The 25,480-nt window shown below is 72.0% G+C and carries 27 protein-coding genes; 9 read left to right on the top strand and 18 right to left on the bottom strand.

Annotated features, from left to right (window positions below):
• Positions 1-6: 6 nt before the first annotated feature.
• The 11 genes from LV78_RS08425 to LV78_RS08375 form a co-directional block, all read right to left on the bottom strand.
• Positions 7-1,173, bottom strand: a complete 1,167-nt coding sequence (locus LV78_RS08425) for a pyridoxal phosphate-dependent aminotransferase (RefSeq protein ID WP_253844143.1) — start codon at positions 1,171-1,173, stop codon at positions 7-9.
• A 9-nt stretch (positions 1,174-1,182) separates the two neighbouring features.
• Positions 1,183-1,731, bottom strand: a complete 549-nt coding sequence (locus LV78_RS08420) for an ESX secretion-associated protein EspG (protein ID WP_253844142.1) — start codon at positions 1,729-1,731, stop codon at positions 1,183-1,185.
• A gap of 87 nt (positions 1,732-1,818) precedes the next feature.
• On the bottom strand, positions 1,819-2,595 hold the full coding sequence (locus LV78_RS08415) for an ESX secretion-associated protein EspG (RefSeq protein WP_253844141.1): 777 nt from the start codon (positions 2,593-2,595) through the stop codon (positions 1,819-1,821).
• Entirely contained in the window at positions 2,592-3,905 is a 1,314-nt protein-coding gene (locus tag LV78_RS08410) for a hypothetical protein (protein ID WP_253844140.1), read from the bottom strand. Before LV78_RS08410 ends, LV78_RS08415 begins: the two co-directional genes overlap by 4 nt.
• A 12-nt stretch (positions 3,906-3,917) precedes the next feature.
• Positions 3,918-4,526, bottom strand: a complete 609-nt coding sequence (locus LV78_RS08405) for a DUF3558 domain-containing protein (protein WP_253844139.1) — start codon at positions 4,524-4,526, stop codon at positions 3,918-3,920.
• Positions 4,519-4,971, bottom strand: a complete 453-nt coding sequence (locus LV78_RS08400; RefSeq protein ID WP_253844138.1) for a hypothetical protein — start codon at positions 4,969-4,971, stop codon at positions 4,519-4,521. The genes LV78_RS08405 and LV78_RS08400 overlap by 8 nt, the downstream gene beginning before the upstream one ends.
• Before the next feature lie 253 nt (positions 4,972-5,224).
• Positions 5,225-5,791, bottom strand: a complete 567-nt coding sequence (locus tag LV78_RS08395) for a DUF3558 domain-containing protein (RefSeq protein WP_253844345.1) — start codon at positions 5,789-5,791, stop codon at positions 5,225-5,227.
• 221 nt (positions 5,792-6,012) lie between these two features.
• Positions 6,013-6,600, bottom strand: coding sequence for a DUF3558 domain-containing protein (locus tag LV78_RS08390; protein WP_253844343.1), 588 nt, complete (start codon positions 6,598-6,600; stop codon positions 6,013-6,015).
• Between the two features lie 674 nt (positions 6,601-7,274).
• Positions 7,275-8,534 (bottom strand): phosphoribosylamine--glycine ligase, encoded by a 1,260-nt coding sequence (purD, locus tag LV78_RS08385; RefSeq protein WP_253844137.1) that lies wholly within the window; start codon positions 8,532-8,534, stop codon positions 7,275-7,277.
• Between the two features lie 28 nt (positions 8,535-8,562).
• Positions 8,563-9,552: a TAXI family TRAP transporter solute-binding subunit gene (locus tag LV78_RS08380; RefSeq protein ID WP_253844136.1), complete on the bottom strand. Its 990-nt coding sequence runs from the start codon at positions 9,550-9,552 to the stop codon at positions 8,563-8,565.
• Positions 9,545-11,560 carry a TRAP transporter permease gene (locus LV78_RS08375; RefSeq protein ID WP_253844135.1) on the bottom strand — a complete coding sequence of 672 codons (2,016 nt, stop codon included), beginning with the start codon at positions 11,558-11,560 and terminating at the stop codon, positions 9,545-9,547. Before LV78_RS08375 ends, LV78_RS08380 begins: the two co-directional genes overlap by 8 nt.
• 221 nt (positions 11,561-11,781) lie before the next feature.
• Between LV78_RS08375 and LV78_RS08370 the strand changes: the two genes are divergently transcribed.
• Positions 11,782-12,882: a glycerophosphodiester phosphodiesterase gene (locus LV78_RS08370; protein ID WP_253844134.1), complete on the top strand. Its 1,101-nt coding sequence runs from the start codon at positions 11,782-11,784 to the stop codon at positions 12,880-12,882.
• 164 nt (positions 12,883-13,046) lie between these two features.
• Here the strand turns inward: LV78_RS08370 and LV78_RS08365 are convergent, their stop codons facing one another.
• The 3 genes from LV78_RS08365 to LV78_RS08360 form a co-directional block, all read right to left on the bottom strand.
• Positions 13,047-14,189 carry an LLM class flavin-dependent oxidoreductase gene (locus LV78_RS08365; RefSeq protein ID WP_253844133.1) on the bottom strand — a complete coding sequence of 381 codons (1,143 nt, stop codon included), beginning with the start codon at positions 14,187-14,189 and terminating at the stop codon, positions 13,047-13,049.
• Positions 14,190-14,294: 105 nt separating this feature from the next.
• Positions 14,295-14,375 (bottom strand): putative leader peptide, encoded by an 81-nt coding sequence (locus tag LV78_RS41980; protein WP_372494831.1) that lies wholly within the window; start codon positions 14,373-14,375, stop codon positions 14,295-14,297.
• Positions 14,376-14,479: 104 nt separating this feature from the next.
• Positions 14,480-15,769 (bottom strand): adenylosuccinate synthase, encoded by a 1,290-nt coding sequence (locus LV78_RS08360; RefSeq protein ID WP_253844132.1) that lies wholly within the window; start codon positions 15,767-15,769, stop codon positions 14,480-14,482.
• A gap of 94 nt (positions 15,770-15,863) precedes the next feature.
• Between LV78_RS08360 and LV78_RS08355 the strand changes: the two genes are divergently transcribed.
• From LV78_RS08355 to LV78_RS08340, 4 genes are all read left to right on the top strand, one after another.
• On the top strand, positions 15,864-16,535 hold the full coding sequence (locus LV78_RS08355) for a hypothetical protein (RefSeq protein ID WP_253844131.1): 672 nt from the start codon (positions 15,864-15,866) through the stop codon (positions 16,533-16,535).
• 118 nt (positions 16,536-16,653) lie between these two features.
• The gene (locus tag LV78_RS08350; RefSeq protein ID WP_253844130.1) at positions 16,654-17,292 is read left to right on the top strand and encodes an HNH endonuclease family protein; all 639 of its coding nucleotides are present in this window, start codon (positions 16,654-16,656) and stop codon (positions 17,290-17,292) included.
• Positions 17,292-17,543, top strand: a complete 252-nt coding sequence (locus tag LV78_RS08345; protein ID WP_253844129.1) for a hypothetical protein — start codon at positions 17,292-17,294, stop codon at positions 17,541-17,543. Before LV78_RS08350 ends, LV78_RS08345 begins: the two co-directional genes overlap by 1 nt.
• A gap of 170 nt (positions 17,544-17,713) precedes the next feature.
• On the top strand, positions 17,714-18,631 hold the full coding sequence (locus LV78_RS08340) for a glycoside hydrolase family 16 protein (RefSeq protein ID WP_253844128.1): 918 nt from the start codon (positions 17,714-17,716) through the stop codon (positions 18,629-18,631).
• 488 nt (positions 18,632-19,119) lie between these two features.
• Here LV78_RS08340 and LV78_RS40595 read toward each other — a convergent pair whose 3' ends face one another.
• From LV78_RS40595 to fbaA, 3 genes are all read right to left on the bottom strand, one after another.
• Positions 19,120-20,199, bottom strand: coding sequence for an FUSC family protein (locus LV78_RS40595; protein ID WP_301306050.1), 1,080 nt, complete (start codon positions 20,197-20,199; stop codon positions 19,120-19,122).
• Between the two features lie 12 nt (positions 20,200-20,211).
• On the bottom strand, positions 20,212-20,625 hold the full coding sequence (locus LV78_RS08330; protein ID WP_253844127.1) for a DUF3151 domain-containing protein: 414 nt from the start codon (positions 20,623-20,625) through the stop codon (positions 20,212-20,214).
• Positions 20,626-20,946: 321 nt separating this feature from the next.
• Complete coding sequence (gene fbaA / locus LV78_RS08325) at positions 20,947-21,981, bottom strand: class II fructose-bisphosphate aldolase (RefSeq protein WP_096497383.1); 1,035 nt, start codon at positions 21,979-21,981, stop codon at positions 20,947-20,949.
• A 95-nt stretch (positions 21,982-22,076) separates the two neighbouring features.
• Between fbaA and LV78_RS08320 the strand changes: the two genes are divergently transcribed.
• The 3 genes from LV78_RS08320 to LV78_RS08310 all read left to right on the top strand — a co-directional run bounded on the left by LV78_RS08320 (position 22,077) and on the right by LV78_RS08310 (position 24,398).
• A complete protein-coding gene (locus LV78_RS08320) occupies positions 22,077-22,361 on the top strand; it encodes a DUF427 domain-containing protein (protein WP_096497384.1) in 285 nt (94 codons plus the stop codon).
• A 148-nt stretch (positions 22,362-22,509) separates the two neighbouring features.
• On the top strand, positions 22,510-23,445 hold the full coding sequence (locus tag LV78_RS08315; RefSeq protein ID WP_253844126.1) for an aldo/keto reductase: 936 nt from the start codon (positions 22,510-22,512) through the stop codon (positions 23,443-23,445).
• A 71-nt stretch (positions 23,446-23,516) separates the two neighbouring features.
• Positions 23,517-24,398, top strand: coding sequence for a short-chain dehydrogenase/reductase (locus LV78_RS08310; protein WP_253844125.1), 882 nt, complete (start codon positions 23,517-23,519; stop codon positions 24,396-24,398).
• A gap of 19 nt (positions 24,399-24,417) precedes the next feature.
• On the opposite strand, the gene LV78_RS08305 is transcribed toward LV78_RS08310, so the two are convergent.
• Positions 24,418-24,705, bottom strand: coding sequence for a YciI family protein (locus tag LV78_RS08305; protein ID WP_253844124.1), 288 nt, complete (start codon positions 24,703-24,705; stop codon positions 24,418-24,420).
• Positions 24,706-24,768: 63 nt separating this feature from the next.
• Between LV78_RS08305 and LV78_RS08300 the strand changes: the two genes are divergently transcribed.
• On the top strand, positions 24,769-25,347 hold the full coding sequence (locus LV78_RS08300) for a SigE family RNA polymerase sigma factor (RefSeq protein ID WP_015805594.1): 579 nt from the start codon (positions 24,769-24,771) through the stop codon (positions 25,345-25,347).
• Positions 25,348-25,480 lie beyond the last annotated feature (133 nt).

Genomic DNA, 25,480 nt, shown 5'->3' with positions numbered 1-25,480 from the left:
GTCCGTTCAACGCGCGGGCGGGCCCTGGGGTTCCAGCCAGTCCCCGATCCGGCGCAGCGCCTCCTCGACGTCCGCGCGGGACGAGGCGAACGAGAAGCGCACGTGCTCGTGGCCGAGCACGGGGTCGAAGTCCGCGCCGGGCACGATCGCCACGCCCGTGTCGTCGAGCAGCCTGCGGCAGAACGCCGTCGAGTCGTCGGTGAGGTGGCTGACGTCGGCGTAGGCGTAGAACGCGCCGTCCGCCGGGGCCACCCTGGTGATGCCCAGGTCGGCCAGGCCCTTGAGCAGCAGGTCGCGGTTGACGCGGTAGCCCTCGACCAGTCCGGCCATCTCGGCGCGGGACTCGGGGGTGAACGCGGCGACGGCGGCGTGCTGCGGCAGCGCGGGCGGGCACAGGGTGAAGTTGCCGGTCAGCCGGTCGGCGGCGGCCCGCAGGTCCGGCGGCATGAGCGCCCAGCCCAGGCGCCAGCCGGTCATCGCGAACGCCTTGGAGAACGAGTTCACCACGACCGCGTCGCGGGAGGTCTCCCAGGCCGAGCTGAGCGGCGCGCCGAAGCTGATGCCGTGGTAGATCTCGTCGCTGACCAGCCGCACGCCGCGCTCGGCGCACCAGCCGGTGAGGGCGGCCAGCTCCGGCGCGGCCAGCACCGTGCCGGTGGGGTTGGCGGGGCTGGCCAGCACCAGGCCCTTGAGGTCCAGGCCCTCCAGCATGTCGACCGTGGGCTGGAACCGGGTGTCCGGGCCGCACTGGAGCTCCACGACCTCGCAGCCGAGGGCGCGCAGGATGTTGCGGTAGGCGGGGTAGCCGGGGCGGGCCAGCGCGACCCGGTCGCCGGGGTCGAACGCGGCCAGGAACGCCAGCAGGAACGCGCCCGAGGAGCCGGTGGTGACGACGACGTCGTCCGGGGAGACGGCCAGGCCGTGCTCGTGGTCGTAGTGGCCCGCGATGGCCTCGCGCAGCTCCGGGATGCCCAGCTGCTCGGTGTAGCCGAGGGGCTGCTCGACCAGGGCGCGGCGCGCGGCCTCCAGCACCGGGCCCGGCGCGCGCCCCGACGGTTGGCCCGCGGCGAGGGAGACCACGTCCCCCTTGGCGCGCTGCCGCTCGGCGGCGGCGGACAGCACCTCCATCACGCGGAACGGGGGGACGTCCGATCGGGCGGAGGCACCGGGCATGGCGACAACCTACGCGAGGCCGCCGAGCAGCGCGGTCGCGCGGGCGAGGAGCACGTCGGCGTGGACGGGGCCGTGGAAGTCGACGACGTCGGCGGCGCGGCGCCTGCGGCCGTCCGCGTCGAGCGCGGCGGCCCCGATCCGGCCGCTCAGGTCGGGGGCGCCGATCCGGCCGCCCGCGTGCGCGGGGATCAGGTCGACCAGCGCGGCGGGCAGGTCGGGGGAGGGCAGCTCGGCGAGGGTGACCGCGTGGTGCGCGAGGACGGCGCGGAGCGCGCCGGGGCCGGACGGGGCGGCGAGGGCGCGCACGGCGGCGCTGCCGTAGCCCAGGCGCAGGTCGACCGAGCGGGGTGGGGCGGCGAGCAGCGCGCAGGCGTCGGCCAGCCACGGGTCGAGGGCGGTGGCGCCCGCCAGGCCGTTCGCGACCAGGTCGGCCCAGGGGGCCGCGGGCCCCGGCACGTGCAGGACCAGCGGCATCGCGCCGAGGTCCAGGTGCCGCCAGGCGGCCAGGAAGGCCGGGGCTTCGAGCGTTGTCGCGGTCACCGCGGGGTCGATCGACACGACGGAGGACGCGGCGGGGTGGGGCGGGGTTCCACGCGACGGGTCCCGAGGCCGCCCGCGCGGGTGCGGGGGCGGCCTCGGGACCGGTCACACCTCCTGGAGGAGCTCCCAGACGCAGGCCGCGAGCCGGGTGTTGTCGATCGGGGTGATCGTGCTCCAGTCGCGGCCGTCCGAGCTGGGGCGCACCAGGTGCAGGTAGCGGCCGGACGGGGTGTCGTGCCAGGCGACGACGCGCTTGGCCCTGGTGGTGGGCTCGCCGCGCTTGGCGGCCCGCTCGGCGCCGAACTGGCCGCGCGTGCCCATGCCGTCGCACATGGCGGCCAGCTCCTGCGCCTCGTGCAGCGGCACGCCCTGCCGCTCCAGCTCGGTGATGAGCCGCTCGGCGCTCGGGCCCGCCTTGGTGGAGGCGGTGCGGAGCACGTCGTTGGGCAGGCTGATGGAGCGCCCGCGCCCGGCGGGCATCTCGCCCGCCACCGACACCGCCACCTCGGCCAGCGCGGTCGCGCGGGACGGGATCAGCCACACCTCGTCGCCGTCGACCACGCCCAGCACCGCGTCGTCCCCGGCGGACGCGGCGAGGCCCTTGATCTTGCGGCCGTCGACCCAGATCCAGATGTCCACGCAGGCCTGCGGGTTGGCCAGCAGCGAGAACGCGTCGGCCAGCTCGGGGCTGATCCGCTGCCGGGACGCGAGGTCGCGCTGCTCCAGCGACTGCCACGCCGAGCGCACGAGCTCGGCGCGCTCGGTGTGCGTGATGCCGGGGCTGGGGACGTCGAGCGCGACGTTGCGCCTGGGGAGCTTCTCGGCTTCCCAGGCGACGTCGAACTCCAGGGTGGACAGCACCGCGGTGCCGGGAGAGGTCACTTCGCCTCGGGTTCGTCGCCGATGACGGACTGCACGACCATGCGCTCGTCGCCGAAGACGTCGTCCGAGTCCACCCCGTACTTGCGGATGTGCTCGCCGTCCTCCTCGTCGGGGCCGCCCTTGGCGGAGGCGGCGGGCTGCATCATCGACGCCGCCCCGGCCTTGCCCGCGAGGGCGCCCCTGCCCGCCGCGCCGCCGCGCCCGAGGCGCTCGTCGCCGTCGATGGCGCCGATCGTGGCGGACACGCCTGCGGACTTGCCGGTGACCGGGCCGGAGTTCTTGACACCGGCGGCCTTGGCGGCGTCCCCGGTGAGCGCGCCCGCGCCACCGGCGCCACCCGCGCCCCCGCGCACGACCTGCCCCCCGCGAGCGGTGCTGGCGGCGACCCCGAGCCCGGCGGCGCCCGCCAGCCCGAGGCCGAGCCCGAGCCCGAAGTTGGACCCGCCGGGCAGCTTGCCGAGCAGCGAGCCGCCGGTGCTGCCACCGGGCGTGCCGAGTCCGGGCAGCACCGGCGCGATGCCGGTCGACCCACCACCGGGCAGCTGCGGCGAGAGCCCGCCACCACCACCCCCGCCGGGCGTGCCGACGAGCCCGCCGCCGGGCAGACCGGGGAACCCGGTGACCGAGCCGCCGCCGACGGAGCCGGGCGCCCCGACCATCCCGCCGGGCGCGGACCCGCCGACGGCGAGGCCGCCGGGGGTGCCGGAGAACTGCTGGACGGAGGGCATGGCGGTGGCGGCGCTGGAGACGGCGGTGACGTCGTAGGTGGGGGGCTTGTTCATGGACTGGTACTGCCCGAGCGCGTCCTGGCTCGCCGACTGGTACTGCTCGAACCCGCGAATGGCGGTCTCGCGGGCGGCCTGGGTGGCCTTGACCTCGGCGGCGTGGTCGGTCTCGTACCCGAAGAACCCGGCGGCGTTGTCGAGGAACCCGTTCTCGGTGGCGCCCCGGAGGGTCTGGGACTCGGGGAGGTTGTTGCGGGTGTTGCTGTAGGTGTCGCCCTGGGACGAGGTGGCCTGGGAGTTCTGCTGGCCGGCGTCGCTGCCCTGGCCGGCGCCCTCGGCTTGGACCGTGACAGCCTTGTTCGCGCCCGCGCCAGCGAGGCCCTGCCAGTCGGTGAGACCCTCCAACTGCTTGCGCAGCAGCTCGTCGGTCTGGTCGAGATCCTCCGCGAGCGTGCGCAGGGCACTGGAGGCCGCAGAAAACAGCGGTGCCATGTTGCCGCTCTTGATGTTGTCGATCATGCCCGCGAGGGCCTCGTTGCTGTAGCCCTGAACGCGGTGGTCACCGACTGCGGTCTGTCCGCTCATGATCCGTCCCCCTCACTTCAAGGTAGGCAACGTGGTCAGCACGAACCCGGCGGCCTGCGTGGCCCGCGCGCACACCGCGGCCAGGTCCGGATCGCGCTTCGCGATCGGCTGGTAGTTCATGTAGAGGTGCTGCCCGTCCGCGACGTCGACCACGACGAGACAGGAATCCCCCTCCGTGTCGCCCACGAAGGTGACCTGCTTCGCGGGGAAGCCCTGGACCACAGACGGTTCGGCGGTCACCGTCACCCCTTTGTCCCAGTTCTCGAAGCCCTCGTTGGTCACGAACCCGACGAGGTAGGTGAAGGGGTCGCCGAAGTCGGGGCTGTACTGGCAGGACGCGACGTCCGTCAGCTGCCCGATCGTCGAGCTTTCCTTGGAAGCCTTGTCCACTCCGAGCTGCTTCATCTGATCCGGGGTGAACGCCTTGCACGGGTCGAGACCGTCGAGTTCGAGCACCGCAGGGCGGGTCGACGCCTGGGCGCTGCTGGAAGGCGACGAGGTCTGCTCGGTGGCGCCTCCCTGCCCGATGGGGGTGGCGGATCCGGTTTTCCCGGTGGTGCACCCCGCTGCCAGGAGTCCGATGAGGGGGAGCGCGACGAGAGCGGCGCGGGCACTACGCACTCTGACCTCCGGCCAACCGGCTCTTGATCTGCTCTTCGGTGAAGCCGTACTCCTGGGCCGCCGCGCGCAACTGGTCCAGCAGATCGCTCAGGCTCTCGATGTACTGCTGGACGCGCTTGGCGTACGAATCGTCGTCGAGAACGAGGTTGTTGTTCCACGCGGTGACGACGCTGACCGTGATGGGGTCGGCATCACCCACAGCCCTGATCATGAGCCCGGACTTGCTGCTGCCGAACTTGCGCGTGAGCGAGTCCAGCTGAGTGCTGATGATCTGCACAGCTTTGAGGATGTTGTCCTTGTTGACTTCGAACTTCTGCGAACCCGCACCAGCCGCGGTGTCCATGATCTCCCCAAGGCGCTTGTTGGCGGCAAAGAAAGCGGTAGCAGCGCCGCCGACAGCACCCCCAGCGAGCGCAGCCACTCCCAGCAGGGATTTCTCCTCCACCACACCCTCCCCGGCACGGTTGGTAACAGGACGGTCCCAACTGGCAGGCTACCAACGCGGGCCTGAGCTGAGCCTGGGATTCGACGCGGCCGGGCACGTCGTGGTTCCCCCGCTCGCCCGAACGGCCCAGCGTGCGACCCCTGACCTGCGGGTCCAGCCCCGTCGAGAGCGCCCCCGCCACAAGATCCCGATCGTCCCTACGGCGGAACGATGATCCCGCCCGCCACCGCCTCCGTGGCCGTGCTCTTTCCCCTCAGCTCAAGGACGGCAGTGTGGCGAGCGCCATCTCGGTGGCCGCCGTCGCCTTCCGGCAAAGCTCTTCCTGCGTGCCCTTGTCACCGATGGGCATGTAGTTCACGTAGAGGTGCTCACCGTCCGCGACGTCGACGGCGAGGGTGCACGAGTCCGGCTTGTCCCCCTTGAGCTTGATCCACACCGCGTCGTAGCCGCTCACCGCCATCGGGGTGACGTCCACGGTGCCCCCGCTGTTCCACACCTCGTAGCCCGCCGTGCTGTTGAAGCCGATCGTGTAGCTGATCGACGGGCCCCTGAGGCTCGAGTAGTAGCAGTTCGGCACGTTCTCGAACCGCCTCAGCTTGGGGTCGCCCGGCTCCGATTCAGGCACGCCCAACTGCTCGGCCTGGTCTGCGGTGAGCACCCTGCTGGGATCCAGTCCGTCGAGTTTGAACTCGCGCGGACGGTTCGACACCTTGCAGGTGGCGGTCGGGGTGGATGCGGTTGGCGTAGGAGTCGTCGATGACGAGGTTCTTGTTCCACGCCTCGACGACGCTGGCGTTGATGACGTCCGCGGTTCCTGCAGGCTGGATCAGAAGTCCCTGCTTCGCGCCAGCGTGCTGCCGCCTCGGATTCGGCGTGACCGGGCACGTCGCGGTTCCACCGTTCGCCAGAACGACCTGACACAAGGCCCCTGACCTGCGGTGTTGCTCAGAGTCTTGCCGATCATCCCCGCGAACGCGTTGTTGTCATCCTTCTGGACGTGTACGTCGCCGCACTGGGTCTCAACAGCCACGTCCCTCTTCCTCAGTTCAAGGACGGCAGTGTCGCGAGCACCATCTCGGCTGCTGTCGTCGCCTTCTGGCACAGCAATTCCTGCGTGCCCTTGTCCACGATGGGGAGGTAGTTCACGTACAGGTGTTGCTCATCCGCAACGTCCACCACGACGGTGCAGGAGTGGGGCCGGTCACCCTTGAGCTTCATCGACAGCCCGTCGTACCCCACGACCGAGATGGGGGTGACGTCGAGGTTGCCCCCGCCGTTCCAGGACCGGTAGCCGTCAGCGGTGATGAAGGCGACCACGTAACCGGCCGCTGGCTTGGCACCCTCGACAGACAGGTAGCCGCAGTTCGCGACGTCCTTGTACCGCCCCATTTCAGGGTCGCCCGGCTCACCCGGCTTCATGCCGAGCTGGTTCAACTGCTCAGGGGTGAGCGACTTGCACGGGTCCAGCCCGTCCAGCTTGAACTCCTGCGGGCGGTTCGACACCGCTTGGGTGGACGTCGGCGCAGAATTCGCGGGTTGCACCGGAACCGCCGTGCCGTTTTGGGTGCTGGAGCACCCGACCGCCAGGAATCCAATCAATGGGAGCGCGATGAGCGCACTAGAAAACATTCTTGCCAGCCAAAGCACTATTGACCTCTTCCTCGCTGATCTCGCATTACCCGGCTACGGCGCTACGCTGATCCACCAAGCCGGTCAGGCTCCGCGTACTCCGACGGCACCGGAATCGCACTTCGCGTCACCCACGAAGGTGACCTGCTTCGCGGGGAAGTCCTGATCCCCAAGCCCATCGAACAACTCGAGCACAGCGAGGTGGATCGGCCGCCGGAGGGCGTCAAGGGCTACGCGGTGGCGCCTCCCTGCCCGATGGGACTGGTAGGTCCGGTTTCCCGGTGGCGCACCCCGCTGCCAGGAGTCCGAGCAGGAGGAGCACGACGAGAGCAGCGCGGGCACTGCGAACCCGCACCAGCGGCGATGCCGACGATCTCCGTCAGGCTTTTATTGGTGACAAAGAAAGCGGTGGCAGCGCCGCCAAACATCACCCCCCAGCGAGCACAGCCGCTCCCACCAGAATTCTCTCTCCCACCACGCCCTCCTCGGCGCGGTTGCCAACAGGACGGTCCCAACCGGGAGGCTACCAACGCGGGCCTGAGCTGAGCCTCGGATTCAAGGAGGCCGAGCGCATCGCGGTTTCCCGATCACTCGAACGAACAACCCTGCACCGCGAAAAACAGGGCCGCGCCCCCAAGGACGCGGCCCCGCCAAAAGCTCCCTGCACCACCCGCCTACGACGGAACGATGATCCCGCCCTCCACCGCCCGCTGGGCGATGTCCGTGCGGTGGTGCGCCCCGGTCAGGTGCACCAGCTCCACCCGCTCGTAAGCCGCCGCCCGAGCGTCCGCCAGGGTCTTCCCCGTGCCGACCACCGACAGCACCCGCCCGCCCGACGACACCACGGCCCCGTCGTCGCGACGCCTCGTGCCCGCGTGCAGCACGCCCTCCGCCTCGGCCCCGCCGATCACGTCGCCGGTGCGCGGACGGCCGGGGTAGCCCTCCGCCGCGACCACGACGGTCACCGCGTAGCCGTCCTCCCAGTCCAGCTCCGGCTGCTCGCCCAGCGCGCCGGTCGCCGCCGCCAGGAAGAGCCCGGCCAGCGGGGTGCGCAGCAGTGGCAGGACGACCTGGGTCTCCGGGTCGCCGAAGCGGCAGTTGAACTCGATCACCTGGGGGCCCGTCGAGGTCAGGGCGAGGCCCGCGTAGAGCAGGCCGGTGAACGGGGCGTCCCTGCGGGCCAGCTCGTCCACGACCGGCTGCACGCAGGTGCGCACGATCGTGTCCACCAGGTCCTCCGGGGCCCACGGCAGCGGCGAGTAGGCGCCCATGCCGCCGGTGTTGGGGCCCGCGTCGCCGTCGCCGACGCGCTTGAAGTCCTGCGCGGGCTGGAGCGGCACCACGGTGGCGCCGTCCACCAGGCAGAACAGCGAGACCTCGGGGCCGTCGAGGAAGCTCTCCAGCAGGACCGGGTGGCCGCCGTCGAGGAGGGTCATCGCGTGGGCCCTGGCCACCGCGCGGTCCGAGGTGACGACCACGCCCTTGCCCGCGGCCAGACCGTCGTCCTTGACCACCCAGCGGGGGCCGAAGCGGGTCAGGGCCGCGTCCAGGCGGGCCGGGTTGTCGACCACCTCCGAGGTCGCCGTCGGCACGCTCGCGGCGGCCATGACGTCCTTCGCGAAGGCCTTGGACCCCTCGATCCGGGCCGCCGACGCGGACGGGCCGAAGCAGGGCACGCCGAGCGCGCGGACGGCGTCCGCGGCACCCCCGACGAGCGGCTGCTCCGGCCCGACCACGACGAGGTCGGCGTTCCACTCCTGAACCAGGGCGGTGACCGCACCGGTGTCGGACACGTCGAGCCCGAGGACCTCGGCCGCACCGGCGATCCCGGCGTTGCCGGGGGCGCAGGCCAGCGCGCTGACCTGCGGGTCGCGCGACAGGGCGAGGACTAGGGCATGTTCACGGGCGCCAGACCCGATGACCAGGACACGCACGGTGGGCCAGCCTAGATGACGGGGCCGGTCACCCGCCCAGCGCGTCCCGCGATCCGGGGTGCAGCGGCACCGGGTCCGTCTGGGCGGTGAGAGCGCGGTCCACGTCGCGGGCCGCCGGGTGGGCGGCCTCCAGCTGCGACTTCTCCCCGAAGATCAACTCGGTGATGGCGCACGCGTCGCCCCTCGGGAAGTCCTCGCGGACCAGGAGCACGTTCGGCACGACCACCGCGCCGACGTCGGTGGGCTGCTCGTAGGTGGCCGCCGGGATGATCCCCCGGTCGTACACCGGGCTGACCTGCTTCAGCTCGTCCAGCAGGTCGGTCACGTCCAGCACCTTCACCCGGTCGCCGAGCGAGGTGGTGATGTCGGTGATCTGCGCGGTGGGCAGCCCGCCGGACCACACCAGCCCGTCCAGGTTCCCGTCCTTCATCCCGTCGGCGGTCTTGGCCAGGTCGAGCCGCTGCGCCTGCACGTCGGCGGCCGGGTCGAGCCCGGCGGCCCTGAGCAGCCGGTGCGCGATGACCTCGGTGCCGGAGCCGGGCGACCCGGTGGAGATCCGCTTGCCGCGCATGTCCGCGATCGACGAGATGCCGCTGTCCGCGCGCACCAGCACCTGCGTGTAGTTCGGGTACAGCCTGGTCAGCGCGCTCACCTTCTGCGGCTGCCCCTCGAAGCCCCCAGCTCCCCGGACGGCGTCGGCGGCGGTGTCGGCGAGCGAGAACGCCACGTCGTAGTCGCCCGCGACGAGCTGCTTCACGTTCTGCACCGACGCGCCCGTCTCGGCGGCGGTGGCCTTGAGCGGCGTGCGGTCGCTGATCAGCTTCGCCAGCGCGCCGCCGACCACGTAGTACACGCCGCCGGAGTTGCCGGTGGCGATGGTGATCCGCCCGGCCGACGCCTCGCACGCCCCGGCCTCGCCGGACGCGCCCCCGGTCGGCGTGCGCTTGCCGCCGCACCCCGACGCCAGCAGTCCCACCGCGAGCACGCCCGCGACGACCCGCACGACCCAGCTACGCATGACCGTTCCTCCTCGGCAGCAGGTGCACGGCCACCGCGAGCGCGAGCAGGCCGACGCCCACCGCCACGACGACCGGTTCCAGGTACAGCAGGGCGAGCGCGGCGAGGGCGCACAGCGCGCGCTCCACCGGTCCCGCCTCGCGGAAGATCCAGCCGCCGGTGGTGGCGGCGAGCGCGGCCACCCCGAGGGCGGACGCGGCGAACACCCACAGCACCTCGCCGACCGGTGCGCGCAGCAGCAGCGCGGACCCGTGGTCGGTGAGCACGAACGCCAGCGGCACCAGGAACGCGGGCAGCGTGTACTTCCAGGTGCGCCACATGGTCTTCACCACGTCGCCGCCGGTGATGGCCGCCGCGGCGACGGCGGCGAGCGCGGTCGGCGGGGTCACCTCGGACAGCACCGCGTAGTAGAAGATGAACATCGCTGTCTCCGGCCGGTCCACGCCCAGCTCGACCAGCGCGGGACCGATGACGACCCACGAGATGATGAACGACGCGGTCACCGGCACGGCCAGCCCGAGCACGCTCACCGCGACGGCCGCGAGCACGGCGGTGAGCGCCAGCACGGCGGTCGGGTCCGACGCGAGCGCGGACGCCAGGTCGACCAGCGCGGAGGCCAGCGCCTGCCCGAGCCCGGTCTTGGTGATGGTGGAGGTGATCACGCCCGCCGCCGCGCACACCGCGATCACCGGCAGGGCCGAGCGCACCCCGGTGGCCAGCGAGTCGACCAGCGACCGGGCCCAGCCGCGCACGTCGTGCCGCCTGCCGACCAGCGCGAACAGCGCGGCGATGGCGGTGGCGTAGACGACGGCGGGCTGCACCGGGACGTCCAGCGCCAGGAACGCGACGATCACGAACAGCGACAGCAGGTGGTGCCCGCCGCGCTTGAGCACGGCCCACGCGCCGGGCGTGCCGACCTCGACGGGCCTGGCCCCGAACCGGCGGGCGTCGATCTCCACGGCCAGCGCGATGCCGAGGTAGTAGAGCAGCGTCGGCAGCGTCGCCCAGAGCAGCACCTCCAGGTAGGAGGCCTCCAGGTACTCGGCGATGATGAACGCGGCGGCGCCGAGGGTGGGCGGGGACAGGATGGCGCCGATGCCGGAGGCGGCGAGCAGGCCGCCCGCGCTCTCCCTGGGGTAACCGGCCTTCTTGAGCACCGGCCAGGTGACCGCGCCGAGGCTGACGGTGGTCGCGGTGCCGGAACCGGAGACGGTGCCGAGCAGGAACCCTGCGGTGGCGGCGGTGCGGCCGGGCGCGGTGCGGGAGCGGCGGAACGCGGCGAAGCTGAGGTCCACGAAGAACGCGCCCGCGCCGGAGGTGTTGAGCACCGCGCCGTAGAGGGTGAACAGCACGATGTAGGTCGCGGCGACGTCGAGCGGGGTGCCGTAGAAGCCGGTGGCGTCGTTGTAGAAGCCGTTGATGATCTGGCTGAAGTCCACGCCCGCGTGCGAGATCGCCCAGTCGGGCGGCAGGTAGCCGCCGTAGTAGGCGAAGGCGATGAACGCCGCGCACACCGAGGGCAGCACCCAGCCGGTGGTGCGTCGGGCGGCCTCCAGCACGAGCAGCAGCAGGGCGGCGCCCGCGACGACGTCGGGGGTGGTGAGCTGGCCCTGGCGGTCGAGGAACGAGTCGAAGCCGCCGAGCAGCGGGTAGAGGCCGACCAGCAGGGCCAGCAGCGACAGCGCCCAGTCCAGCGGGCCGGGGTCGTCGCGCCCTGCGCGGGACGCGGCGCGCCCGCCGGGCCGGTAGCAGAGGAACACCAGCGGCAGGGTCACGCCGAGGAACAGCACGAGGTAGAACTGGTTGCCCTTGCTGAACGGCAGGAACACCTGCTTGAGCACGAGCAGCGCGGTGGCCAGGCAGACCAGCCAGACCGCGCGGTCCCAGCGGCGGGACAGCGACCGGGCGGGTAACTCCTCGTCGTGCTCGGCGATGAGGTCCGCGACGTCCGGGGGACGTTCGGTGGCCTGCTCGGCCGTCTTGCCGTGATGGTCGGTGGATCCGCTCACGAACACCTCCTCGTGCCGCGCCGGTCGTGCACGGGAACGCTAGTTGTGCTCCCGGTCACAGCGACAGGGCGACCGCCTCAAGGGACTGTTAATCCCGCGCCGCGCGGACGAGGGGAGGGTTCACTGGTCCGCCGCCCCCGGTTGGCCGTTCCGTGACGGGATCGTCGCGGAGCGCGACGATGCTGCCCTGCGCGTTGTGCTCACTCACCGAGGAGGCCTCGATGGTGCGGAGTCGGTTGGCAGGGGTGGCGCTGGTGGCGCTCGCGGCGGTGGGCCTGGTGCCCTCGGCCGCGGCGGAACCCGAGGCGGCGCCGGAGCAGCGGGGCGAGCGGGTGGTCGTGATCGGGCACCGGGGAGCGTCCGGGTACCGGCCGGAGCACACGCTGGCCGCGTACGAGCTGGCCGCGCGGATGGGCGCCGACTACGTCGAGCCGGACCTGGTGCCCACGAAGGACGGGCAGCTCGTCGCCAGGCACGAGAACGAGATCGGCGGCACCACGGACGTGGCCGCGCGCCCGGAGTTCGCCGGTCGGCGCACCACCAAGACCGTGGACGGGGTCGCGGTCACCGGCTGGTTCACCGAGGACTTCACCCTGGCCGAGCTGAAGGTGCTGCGGGCCAAGGAGCGCATCCCGGAGGTGCGACCGCGCAACACCCTCTACGACGGCCGGTACGAGATCCCGACCTTCCAGGAGGTCGTGGACCTGACCCGGCGGCTCGGCCGCGAGCTGGGCCGGGAGATCGGGATCTACCCGGAGACCAAGCACCCCACCTACTTCCTGGACATCGGGCTGCCGCTGGAGCCCGCGCTGGTGCGGGCGCTGGAGCGCAACGGGCTGAACAGGCGCGGCGCGAAGGTGTTCGTGCAGTCGTTCGAGGTGGCGAACCTGAAGGCGCTGAGCCGGTCGCTGCGGGTGCCGCTGGTGCAGCTGGTGAACGCGTCGGGCGCGCCGTACGACTTCGTGAAGGCCGGTGACCCGCGCACCTACCGGGACCTGGTGACGCCCGCCGGGCTGGCGGAGGTCGCCCGGTACGCGTCCGGGGTGGGGCTGGCCAAGGACGTGGTGCTGCCCAGGGACGCGGGCGGGTTCCTGCTGCCGCCGACGCCGGTGGTGCGGGACGCGCACGCGCGCGGGCTGCTCGTGCACGTGTGGACGTTCCGCAACGAGAACGCGTTCCTGCCCGCCGACCACCGCTCCTCGGCCGACCCGGCCGCGTACGGGCGGGCGTTCGAGGAGTACGCGCGGTTCCTGGCGACCGGGGTCGACGGGGTGTTCGCCGACAACCCGGACACGGCGGTGGAGGCCGTGCGCGGGCGCTGAGAGCCGCGAGCCGCGAGCCGCGAGCTGGGAGCTGGGAGCTGGGTGCTGAGAGCCGAAAGCTGGGCGCTGGGCGCTGGGCGCGAGCAGAAGGGCCCGCCGACGGGAACGCGTCGGCGGGCCCCCTCCCTGCACCGGGACCGGTCCCCTGCGAACCGGCCCCGAGGTCAGCTCGCCGGGGTGAGCGCCCCGGCCTGCGGCGCGGTGGTCACCGGCGCGAGCAGCCCGCGCCGCCGCAGCAGCGGGCGCACGCCCTCGCCGAACCAGTACGCCTCTTCGAGGTGCGGGTAGCCGGACAGCACGAACTCGTCCACGCCGACCGCGTGGTACTCCTCGACCAGGTCGGCCACGTCCGAGTGGCTGCCCACCATGGCCGTGCCCGCGCCGCCGCGCACCAGCCCGACGCCCGCCCACAGGCCGGGGTGCACCTCCAGCCCGCGCACCCCCCGGCCGAGGTCGCCGCCGTGCAGCGCGAGCATCCGCTGCTGCCCCACCGACTGGCTGGTCCGCAGCTGCTCCTGGGCCCGCCGCACCTGCTCGGGGTCGAGCGCGTCGAGCAGCCGCCCGGCCTCGGCCCAGGCCTCGGCGGCGGTGTCCCGGCTGATCGTGTGCAGCCGCACCCCGAACCGGATCGGCCGGTCGCCCGCCAGCGCGCGCACCCGCTCGATCTTCTCGGCGACCTGCGCGGGCGGTTCGCCCCAGGTCAGGTACACGTCGGCGTGCTCGGCCGCGACCGGCAGCGCGGCGTCCGACGAGCCGCCGAAGTACACCGGGGGCAGCGGGTCCGGCGGGGCGATCGCGGTCGCGCCCTCCAGCCGGTAGTGCTCGCCCTCGAAGCTGAACGGCGTCCCGGACCACACCCCGCGCAGCACCCGCAGGAACTCGGCGGTGCGCGCGTACCGCCGGTCGTGGTCGAGCCAGTCGCCGAACCGGCGCTGCTCGACCTCGTCGCCGCCGGTGACGACGTTGAGCAGCAGCCTGCCCCGCGAGATCCGCTGGTAGGTGCCCGCCATCTGCGCGGCGAGCGTCGGGGACAGCACGCCGGGGCGGAAGGCGACCAGGAACTTGAGGGTGCTGGTGCGGGCGAGCAGCGCGGCGGTGGTCAGCCAGGCGTCCTCGCACCAGGTGCCGGTGGGGGTCAGCACGCCCTCGAACCCGTTGCGCTCGGCGGCCTGCGCGACGGCGGCGAGGTAGTCGACGTCCGGCTGCCGCTGGGCGGTGTCGCCGAGGACGCGGTTGGCGTGGAACCGCTCGATGATCGTCCGACCGTCCCCGGTGGTCGGCAGGAACCAGTGCAGTGCGACGGACATGCCGGGTCTCCCCTGGATCGGGTCGGCGGCACGGCGTGGAGGTGGGCGCGGGTGGGAGCGGCGCGAGTTCTCCAGCGGTCGCCGGGAAAGGGTTGCGCGGGTTCGTCAGCGCGCGGGACAGAGCGCGCTCGCCTGCCGCCGGAGATCGACGTGCAGGCGGCCGACGAGGATTCCGCGACCTCTCATGGCACTGGAGTCTCACGACGCGCCGGGGAGCGCGTCAACCTTTCCCGGATAGTAGAAGAGCCTCGGTTTCCCGAGGCTCTTCCAGGTGGTGCGGAAATGCTCGATCAGGCGAGCATGTCGTGCCGCACGATCGTCTGGTCGCGGCCGGGGCCGACGCCGATGGCCGAGATCCGGGCGCCGGAGATGGCCTCCAGGTGCTCGACGTAGGCGCGGGCGTTGGCGGGCAGCTCCTCGAAGGTGCGGCAGCCGCTGATGTCCTCGGACCAGCCGGGCAGCTCCTCGTACACCGGAACGGCGTGGTGCACGTCGGTCTGGGTCATCGGCATGTCCTCGACGCGGGTGCCGTCGACCTCGTAGCCGACGCAGACCGGGATCGTCTCCAGGCCGGACAGCACGTCCAGCTTGGTGAGGAAGAAGTCGGTGATGCCGTTGACGCGGGTGGCGTAGCGGGCGATCACGGCGTCGAACCAGCCGGTGCGGCGGGAGCGGCCGGTGGTGACGCCGAACTCGCCGCCGTTCTTGCGCAGCAGCTCGCCCATGTCGTCGTTCAGCTCGGTCGGGAACGGGCCGGAGCCGACGCGGGTGGTGTACGCCTTCAGGATGCCGATCACGGTGGTGATCCGGCTGGGGCCGATGCCCGAGCCCGCGCTCGCGCCGCCCGAGGTCGGGTTCGACGAGGTCACGAACGGGTAGGTGCCGTGGTCGACGTCGAGCAGGGTGCCCTGCGAGCCCTCCAGCAGCACGATCTCGTCGCGCTCCAGCGCCTGGTTGAGCAGCAGGCGGGTGTCCGCGATGCGGCCCGCGAACTTGCTGCCGTGCTCCAGGACGGAGTCGACGACCTGGTCGGGGTCGAGCGCCTTGCGGTTGTAGACCTTGACCAGCACCTGGTTCTTGAAGTCCAGGGCGGCCTCGACCTTCTGCCGCAGGATCTTCTCGTCCAGCAGGTCCTGCGCGCGCACGCCGACGCGGGCGATCTTGTCCTGGTAGCACGGGCCGATGCCCCGGCCGGTGGTGCCGATCTTGGCCTTGCCCAGGTAGCGCTCGGTGACCTTATCGATGGCCACGTGGTAGGGCATGATCAGGTGCGCGTCGGCGGAGACCAGCAGCTTGCTGGTGTCCACGCCGCGCTCGTCCAGGCCGCCCAGCTCCTCCAGCAGCACGGCGGGGTCGACCACGACGCCGTTGCCGATCACGCTGGTCACGCCGGGCGTGAGGATGCCGGACGGGATCAGGTGCAGGGCGAACTTCTTGCCGTCGGGCAGCACCACGGTGTGGCCCGCGTTGTTGCCGCCCTGGTAGCGCACGACCCACTGGACGCGCTCGCCGAGCAGGTCGGTCGCCTTGCCCTTGCCCTCATCGCCCCACTGGGCACCGATCAGCACTACGGCCGGCATGTGAAACTCCAAGCGGTTGCAACGGGCAAGGACGGCGGCCTGCGGCGGCGTGGCCGTCGACGGACGGTCGTTGAGCGTAGACCAGGAGATGAAGGTGCGCGGAATCGTGCTGGCCTGCGGAAACACGCAGTCGCCTTTGATCACGGACGGTGACGGGTTCGAGGTGCGGCGGGTCTCCGAACGGCCGGGCAAGGCCGAGGTGGACCCGCTGCTCGCTGACCTGGGCGACCGCCGCCTCGTGGTGGTGGGCACGGACGGCGACCTGAACGCCGTGGCGCTGCGCCTGCTGCGCACCGAACGGCTGACCGACGTGGTCGTCGGGTACGCCCCCGTGTCGCCTAAGTCACAGGTGGCGGAGCTGTGGGGGCTGCCGACGGACCTCGGGCGCGCCCTGGACCTCGCCCGCTCCGGCGACCCCGACCGGGTGCCGCTGGTGCGCGACGACGTGGGCGGGGTGCTGGTCGGGCTCGGCTCGCTCGGACCGGTGCGCGGGGTCGGCTACTGCGACGACGCGGTGGTGCTGCGGGGCCCGGCGTCCCGGCTGGAGGTCACCCCCGACCCGGACGGCGGAGCCGGGCTGGTGGTGCGGGTGGTGCAGCGGCGGCTGCTGGGGAGGAAGACGACCACGACGGCGGGGCGGGCTTTCCAGCTCGGTTGCGTTCCCGCGCACGTGGAATCGGACGGGCGCGCGCACCCGAGGCCCATGTCGAAGTGGACCTGGTACCGCCACACGGAGGACCTGCGGCTGGTTCGGGGAATGCGCTGAGTGATTCCTGCGGAGCTTTTGTGAATTGGTAACCCGAGGGCAACGCGGAATGCGTTGAAAGGCCAGGAGCGGCGCGTCAGAGTGATTCCGAGTGCTTCCCACCAGGAAGGTCGGAATGATGTCAACGGTCAACCGAACCGCGCGCTTCTCGACTCACCTGCTCCTGGCCGGAGCGCTGGCGCTCGGCCTCGCCCCCTCGGCGCAGGCCACCCCTCCGGGGATACCGGGCACCAGCACCGCCCTGTCCGAGCTGGCCGGGCTCCCGGTCGCCGCCGAGGGCACCTCCAGCGGCTACTCGCGCGAGCTGTTCCCGCACTGGGGCACCGTGTCCGGCGCCTGCAACACGCGCGAGACGGTGCTCAAGCGCGACGGGGTGAACGTGGTCACCGACTCGGCCTGCGCGGCCACCTCGGGGACCTGGGCCAGCCCGTACGACGGGGCGAGCTGGAGCGCGGCCTCGGACGTGGACATCGACCACGTGGTGCCGCTGGCCGAGGCGTGGCGGTCGGGGGCGCGGACCTGGACCACCGCCCGGCGGCAGTCGTTCGCCAACGACCTGTCGGGGCCGCAGCTGATCGCGGTGACCGACAACGTGAACCAGTCGAAGGGCGACAAGGACCCGGCGCAGTGGAAGCCGCCGCTGAGCTCGTACTGGTGCACGTACGCGAAGATGTGGACCAGGGTGAAGCACACCTGGGGTTTGACGGTGGACTCGGCGGAGAAGTCTGCGTTGCAGACGATGCTCGGGAGGTGTTGATGGCAGACCACTCTTCCCCCTTCGTGGCCGGGCCGGGCGGGGTGATGACGGACGAGGTCGGGGTCGTCACCGGGGACCTGGAGCTGCGGACGACCGTCGGCGCGGACGGGAAGTTCAAGGCGGAGGTGCGGTACGAGGGCGCGGACGAGTGGTACGGGGTGACCGGCGGCTCGGTCGCCGGGGTGGACCCCAAGAGCCACGAGGCGGTGCACGCGCTGCTGGTGGGGGTGCTGGACCGGCCGGAGGGGTGAGGACGGAGCGCCCCGGAGGGGTGAGGACAGGGCTCCCCGGAGGGGTGCGGACGGGACGCCGGAGGGGTGCGGACGGGACGCCCGGATGTGGAATAGGGGGCGTGAGCAGCACCGAAAGTGGTCACGAACGGATAACCTCGTAGCGCCGCGCCTTCCCTGACCTGGGTGCGGTGACCCTGCACGAGGAGCACCACGTGATCACCAAGCGCGCGGCCGGACGGGCTGCCGTCCTCGCCGCCGTCCTGTCGGCAGGCCTGTTCGTCGTCGCCACCTCCACCGCGGCGCCCGTCGGGCAGCGGGAGAACTGGACCGCGACCGGCTCGCCGCACTTCCACAAGACCACCTCGCTCAACGCGATCGGGTCCGTCGCCGACAGCGGCGCGGACGACGGGCGGGCGTTGCGGCTGACCCTGAAGTCGGGGGCGAACCCGAGTCCGGGCGGCGGCGTCGAGATCGCCAGCAACCAGCAGTTCAAGTACGGGTCGTTCAGCACCCGGATGAAGTCGGCGGACTGCGCCGCCCAGCCGCGCGCGGGCGTGGTGACGGGGGCGTTCACCTACAGCAGCGACCACGCCGACCGGAACGGGAACAGGCTCCCGGACAACGACGAGATCGACTTCGAGTGGTTGTGCGCGCAGCCGGAGGTCGTCTACCTGACGATCTGGACGGACTACAACGCGAGCAACGACCAGTTGCGGAAGGTCTCGCGGGTGATCGACCTGCGGGCGGGGAAGATCATCTCTACTTGTTTCTCGACGACCTTCGGCGACTGCGTGCAGCTGAGCGGGGCGGAGAACCAGCCTGCTTCAGTGCCCGCGATTCCGGGGTACAACAGCTCGACCCAGTACTACGAGTACGGGTTCGACTGGACTGCCGGTGGGGTGAACTTCTACCTGGTCAACGCGCAGGGTGCGCGGGTGACGCTGTGGGACTACAAGGGGCCTGCTTCGCGGGTTCCGAACAAGCCGAGCACGTACTTGCAGAATGTTTGGCACACGAACAACTGGGACCCGTACGGGTTCCAGGCTCGGGAGCGGCCGAACCGGGATCTGCACGCGAACGTGGACTGGACGCAGCTGCCTTCGTGAGTGGGTGGTGAGTGAGCGAGTGAGTTGAGGGTTTTCGGACGCCGTCCCGCGATTTCGCGGGGCGGCGTTCGTGTTGTGCGGGGGGGGGCGTTCGTGCGGGCGTAGGGGAAGGTCAAGAGCGGAAGGTCAAAGGCTGAAAGTCAAGAACTGAAGAGCTCGCCTCGCCGGCGGGGCAGGCCTCCAAAAACGAGAGGGACGAGCTCTGCCGGCCGGTGACTGTTGGGGTGGTGGTGCGGTTTACCACTGCGGTGGGCGGGGTCCCTCGTCTCCGTTTGGCCTCCTTTCAGGCAAGCACACTCGTCAAGACGCCGTTTGACTCGGGCGGTCTGCCGAACAGTGCGGCGGCATCTTGACGAGCGTGCTCGGGCTTCGCCAGGCCAAACGGAGACGAGGGACGCGGGTGGCTGTGCTGCGGGCTCGCTGCGCTCGCCCCGCAGCCCGCGAGGCGGTCGAGTTCGCAGGTGCGGGTTGTGCGGGTTGTGCGGGGATTAGGGCTTTCGCAGGGGTGGTAGCGATTCCATCGCCTCCACCCTCGTCAGGCCGGTTGCCTGGAGCAGGTCTACCGCCACCGAGCGGGCCTGGGCCAGGACTACCTGGGTTGAGAAGCCCTCGCCCACGGCCAGGTCCGCCGTCATGACGCCTGCCGCCGCGCGGATCGCCGCTCTGGACTTCACCGGGTCCTCGTTGGACGCCAGTTCCACGCGCAGGACGTCCACGGCGTCCGCGAAGCGCTCCAGGGCCGACGGGAGGACGTCCGGGACGTGTTCGTCGTCGCGCAGGGCGGCCAGGGCCCTTCTGGTGAGGACTCTGGTGTTGCGCAGGGCGTAGTCGACCGGGGTGGCGATGCTGCCGTAGCGGCGCAGGGCGTTCTTGCGGCGCCAGCGGATCGGGGCGATCGTGGCGATCTCGCCGCCGGTCTTGAGGGCGGAGCGGTACTCGTCGACGGCCTCCTGGCTGTCGCGGAGTCTTGCCAGGACGTCGGCTGCGGCGCCTGCGTCGCTCTTGGCCACGGCTGCGGCCACGCCGCGCAGGGCGGTGGCCAGTTCGCCCAGGACGACCTTCGCCTGGCGGTCTGCCACGGTCAGGGGGTTCGCGGGGATGAGGGCGGTGACCGCGAGGCCGACCACGCCGCCCACCAGGGCGTCGACCATGCGGTCGAAGCCGCCGCCCGCGCTGGGGGGTAGCAGGGTGGCCACCAGGACGGCCGAGTTGGCCGCCTGGAGGGCGATGACCGCGCCGCCGTCCAGGAGGACGGCGGCGGACATGGCCAGGACCACGGCCACGGCGATCTGCCACGTGCCCGAGCCGATGTGGGAGATCAGGACGTCGCCGATGCCGACGCCCACGGAGACGCCGACGACCAGCTCGGCGACCCGCCGGGGGCGCTGCCCCAGCGAGACGCCGAGGCAGACGACCGCGGCGATGGGCGCGAAGAACGGGTGCGGGTGGCCGACGACCTTCGTCGCCACGAACCAGGACAGGCCTGCGGCGACCGCTGCCTGGAGGATCGGCAGGGCCGTCATCCGCCACCGGCGCAGCCTGCGCGCCAGTTCGTCGCGCACAGCCATGTCGGGCCCGGCCTACAGGCCGAGCTGGGCGGGGGCCGTGGGGTCGCTGTCCGCCAGGAACTTCGCGCAGCGGTCCTGCTCGGCCACCTCGCCGATGCCGCCCGCCGCGCGGGAGAGCGCGGCCAGCGAGCGCAGGAAGCCCTGGTTCGGGCGGTGCGCGAAGGGCACCGGGCCGAAGCCCTTCCAGCCCGCGCGGCGGAGCTGGTCCAGGCCGCGGTGGTAGCCGGTGCGGGCGTAGGCGTACGCGGCCACCGGGTCGTCGTCGTCCAGCGCCGTCTCGGCGAGCAGCGCCCACGCCTCGCTGAGGTCCGGGTAGGCCCGGACGACCTCGACCGGGGCGATCCCGGAGTCCACGGCGGCCTGCGCCTCGGGGCGCTCGGGCAGCAGCGTCGGCTCGGGGCCGAGCAGGTTCTCGTTCAGGCTCATGGTCGCCTAGCTTAGGAACATCCCTGCCGCGGCGGCGACCGCCGCCAACACCATGGCGGACACCAGCACCCCGGCGACGATCTTCACGCGCACGCCCAGCACCCCACTTCCGGAACGGGCCGGGTCGCTCCCGGCGGGGCAACCCTGCCGGTCCGCGCCACGCGGGGCAACGTCCGCCACCCCATCGTGCGATGTGCGGAAAGGCCCGGAACAGGGGTGAGGCCCCTCCGGTCGCGTCGGACCGTGAGGGGCCTCACTCTTTTGCCCGGTCTTCGACCTCCCCCGGTGTCGGGGGACGCCGCGACCGTCCGATCGGGACGGTCAGCCCGCGATCATCCGGCCGGAGGACTTCAGGTGCTCGCACGCCTGGGCGATGCGGGCGGCCATGCCCTGCTCGGCGGCCTTGAGGTAGCTGCGCGGGTCGTACGCCTTCTTGTTGCCGACCTCGCCGTCCACCTTGAGCACGCCGTCGTAGTTGCCGAACATGTGGCCGACGATCGGGCGGGTGAACGCGTACTGGGTGTCGGTGTCGATGTTCATCTTGATGACGCCGTAGGACACCGCCTCGTGGATCTCCTCCAGCAGCGAGCCGGAGCCGCCGTGGAACACGAGGTCGAACGGCTTGGAGCCGGCCGGGAGGCCCAGCTTCTCGGCCACCACGTCCTGGCCCTGCTTGAGGATCTCGGGGCGCAGCTTGACGTTGCCCGGCTTGTAGACGCCGTGCACGTTGCCGAAGGTCGCCGCCACGAGGTAGCGGCCCTTCTCGCCGGCGCCGAGGGCGGCGACGGTCTTCAGGTAGTCCTCGGGCGTGGTGTAGAGCTTGTCGTTGATCTCGTTGTCGACGCCGTCCTCCTCGCCGCCGACCACGCCGACCTCGATCTCGAGGATGATGCGGGCCTTGGCGGCCAGGTCGAGCAGGTCGGCCGCGATCTCCAGGTTCTCGTCGAGCGGCACCGCCGAGCCGTCCCACATGTGGGACTGGAACAGCGGGTTGAGGCCCTTGTCGACGCGCTCCTGGCTGATCGCGATCAGCGGGCGGACGTAGCCGTCCAGCTTGTCCTTGGGGCAGTGGTCGGTGTGCAGCGCGACGTTCACCGGGTACTTGTCGGCGACCACGTGCGCGAACTCGGCCAGCGCGACGGCGCCGGTGACCATGTCCTTGACCTTGGTGCCCGAGGCGAACTCGGCCCCTCCGGTCGAGACCTGGATGATCCCGTCGCTCTCGGCCTCCGCGAAACCTCGCAGGGCCGCGTTCAGGGTCTCGGACGAGGTCACGTTGATCGCGGGGTAGGCGAAGGAGTTCGCCTTGGCGCGGTCAAGCATCTCGGCGTAGACCTCGGGAGTTGCGATGGGCATCGGTAGGTCCTCCTCAGAGCCCGAACACCGTTGTCGCGGTTGATCCTACGACCACCGCTCAGCGGAAGATGATGATCACCGGCATAGTGGGCGCCATGGCGATCGCACGGTGGAACGGCGAGATCATCGCCGAGAGCGACCAGACCCAGGTGGTGGAGGGAAACCACTACTTCCCGGTCGATTCGGTGCACGCCCTGTTCCTGCGGCCCTCGGACACCACGTCCGTGTGCCACTGGAAGGGGACTGCCAACTACTACACGCTCCACGTCAACGGCGAGGACAACGTGGACGCCGCCTGGTACTACGCGGAACCGCTGGAGGCGGCGGCGAACATCAAGAACCACGTGGCCTTCTGGAAGGGCGTCGAGGTCACGCCGTGACGCCCTGACGGAAGGCGGGCGGGTCCCCGGCCGGTGGTCCGGTCGGGGAGCCCTGCGGCTATTCCCGTTCCCGGCGCGCTGTTCGGAACGTCGCACCGGGCCGCTGCGGGCGGGCGCGTCGGCGGTGGGCGGGGTTAGCGTCGGGTCCATGACGAAACTGGGCACCACCGACCTCGACGTCTCGCGCCTCAACCTGGGCGGCAACGTGTTCGGGTGGAGCGCGGACGAGGCCGCCTCCCACGCCGTGCTGGACGCGTTCGCCGAGGCGGGCGGCAACTTCGTGGACACCGCCGACGTCTACTCGTCCTGGGTCCCCGGCCACTCCGGCGGCGAGTCCGAGACCGTGCTGGGCTCCTGGCTGGCCAAGCGCGGGCGCCGGGACGACGTGGTGATCGCCACGAAGGTCGGGATGCTGGAGGGCTTGGACAACCAGCGGGGCGAGACGATCGAGAAGGCCGTCGAGGGCTCGCTGCGCAGGCTCGGCGTCGAGCAGATCGACCTGTACTACGCGCACCGGGACGACCCGGAGACCCCGCTGGTGGAGACGCTGGCCGCCTACGACCGGCTGGTGAGGGCGGGCAAGATCCGCTACGCCGCCGCGTCCAACTTCTCCGGCGACCGGCTGCGCGAGGCCGCCGCGATCGCCGAGCGGGAGGGCTTCGCCGGGTTCGTCGCGCTCCAGCCGAGGTACAACCTGGTGGAGCGGGGCGAGTACGAGCGCGACCTGGCGCCCGCGCTGACCGAGCTGGGGCTGCCGTCGCTGCCGTACTCCTCGCTGGCGTCGGGCTTCCTGTCCGGCAAGTACCGGCCGGGCGTCGAGGTGGAGAGCGTGCGGGCGGCGGGCGCGTCCCGGTACCTGGACGAGCGCGGGCTCGCGGTGCTGGCGGCGCTGGACGAGGTCGCGGGGGCGCGCGGGGTGTCGCAGTCGGCGGTGGCGCTGGCGTGGCTGGCCGCGCAGCCGACCGTGGTCGCGCCGATCGCGAGCGCCCGCACGGTGGAGCAGCTGGAGCAGCTGCTGCCCGCGCTGACCCTGGACCTGACGGCCGAGGAGGTCGCGCGGCTCAGCGCCGCGAGCGCTGTTTAACTCGCCAGTAGCTAACGGCGGTCGAACCGGGCTACGGTGGCCTCCTCGTTCACCTGTTCGAGGAGGTCGCTGTGGTCGTCTCCGGGAATGTGGGCAAGGGCGTCACCGATCAGGTCGTGCTGATCACCGGGGCGGCCAGGGGGATCGGCGCCGACACCGCGAGGCGGCTCGCCGCGCGCGGGGCGCGGGTCGCGCTGGTGGGTCTCGAGGGGGAGCTGCTGCGCGAGGTCGCCCGCGAGTGCGGCGGCCAGGCGTGGGAGGCGGACGTGACCGACGCCGAGGCGCTGCGGGCGGCCGTGGACGGCGCGGTGGCGCACTACGGGCGGTTGGACGCGGTGATCGCCAACGCCGGGGTCGCGGCGGCCGGGTTCGCCCGGTCGATGGACCCCTCGGTGTTCGACCGGGTGATCGAGGTGAACCTGCTCGGGGTGTGGCGGACCGTCCGGGCGTGCCTGCCGCACCTGGTGGAGAGCCGGGGGTACTGCCTGGTGGTGTCCTCGCTCGCGGCGATCGCGCACGTGCCGGGCAACGCGGCGTACTCGGCGGCCAAGGCGGGGTGCGAGGCGTTCGCGGACAGCCTGCGCGCGGAGGTGCGGCACCTCGGGGTGGACGTCGGGATCGCGTACTTCTCGTGGGTGTCGACCGACATGGTGAACGGGGTGCACGAGCACCCGGTGGTGGGGCCGCTGCGCCGCTCGCTGCCCGGTCCGGCCGGGCGGGTGCACTCGGTGGAGGCGGCCGGGAAGGCGCTGGTGCGGGCGGTGGCCAAGCGGTCGACCTCGGTGCACGCGCCGCGCTGGGTGGCGGTGGCGAAGCTGGTCAGGGGCGTGCTGCCGGGGCTGGTGACGCGGCGCTCGGCCGGGCGGATGGCCGAGGCGGACCGGCGGATGGCCGAGGCGGACAGCTCGGGCCTGGTGGGGCCGGGCGGGGCGGCGGCGGGCGCTCGGGAGTGACGCGCCCGCCCTGGCAGGCTCAGGCCCCGGTGACCCAGCTGCCCAGGAGCGCCTTCCACTCGTGCACGCGGATCTCGGCGACCACGCCCGCGGGCGCGTACGGGTCGGCGGCGAGCACCGCGCGCAGCTCGTCCTCGTCGGCGGCCTCGTAGACCAGCAGCGCGCCGGTCTCGTCCGCGTAAGGCCCGGCCGCGAGCAGCACCCCGCGCTCCTGCAGTTCCCGCAGGTAGTCGCGGTGCGCGGGCCGCACCTCGAGCCGCTTGGCCTCGTCGTCGGCGTACACCAGCTCTACCGCGAACCTCGCCATGTCGTCCTCCGCATGTTCCGTAGGCTCGCCGAAGCTACCCCGGCAGGGGGTAACGTCTGCGCCGTGGTCGGTCCCGGACAGAACAGCGGCGGTGTCGCGCGCGTACAGGACACTCTGACGAACCTGCGCATCCAGGACGGGATCGCGCCCGCGCCAACAGGTCCGCTGACACTGGAGGACCTGTACCGCCAGCACCGGATGCGGCTCATCCGGCTGGCGCTGCTGCTGGTCGACGAGCCCGCCACGGCGGAGGACGTGGTGCAGGAGGCGTTCACCGGCCTGCACCGCAACTGGTCCAACCTGCGCGACGCCCAGGCGGCGGTCGGCTACCTGCGCACCGCCGTGGTGAACGGCTCGCGCAGCGTCCTGCGCCGCCGCAAGACCGCGCGCGACTACACCCCGCCGCACGTGGCGAACGCCCGCTCGGCGGAGAGCCTGGCGATGCTGACGGCGGAGCACCAGGCGGTCGTGGCCGCGCTGTCGCAGCTGCCGCCGAGGCAGCGCGAGGTGCTGGTGCTGCGGTACTACGGCGACCTGTCGGAGGCCGAGATCGCCGAGGCCACCGGCATCTCCAAGGGCACGGTGAAGTCCACCGCCAGCCGGGCGCTGGACGCGCTGCAGAAGATCATGGCCAGCAACTAGCCGCCCGCACGGACACCGGGCCCCCGCGCACCAGCGCGGGGGCCTTTTGACGCGCGGGGGCGGTCGGGGCCGCCACCCGTTCGGCCGTTCCGTCCCACGGGGCGCGACCGTGCTCCCAAAACGGAACTTGGTA

This window comes from Actinosynnema pretiosum (assembly GCF_024171695.1).
Classification (GTDB): domain Bacteria; phylum Actinomycetota; class Actinomycetes; order Mycobacteriales; family Pseudonocardiaceae; genus Actinosynnema; species Actinosynnema pretiosum.
This window is presented reverse-complemented; position numbering and strand designations above follow the sequence as displayed.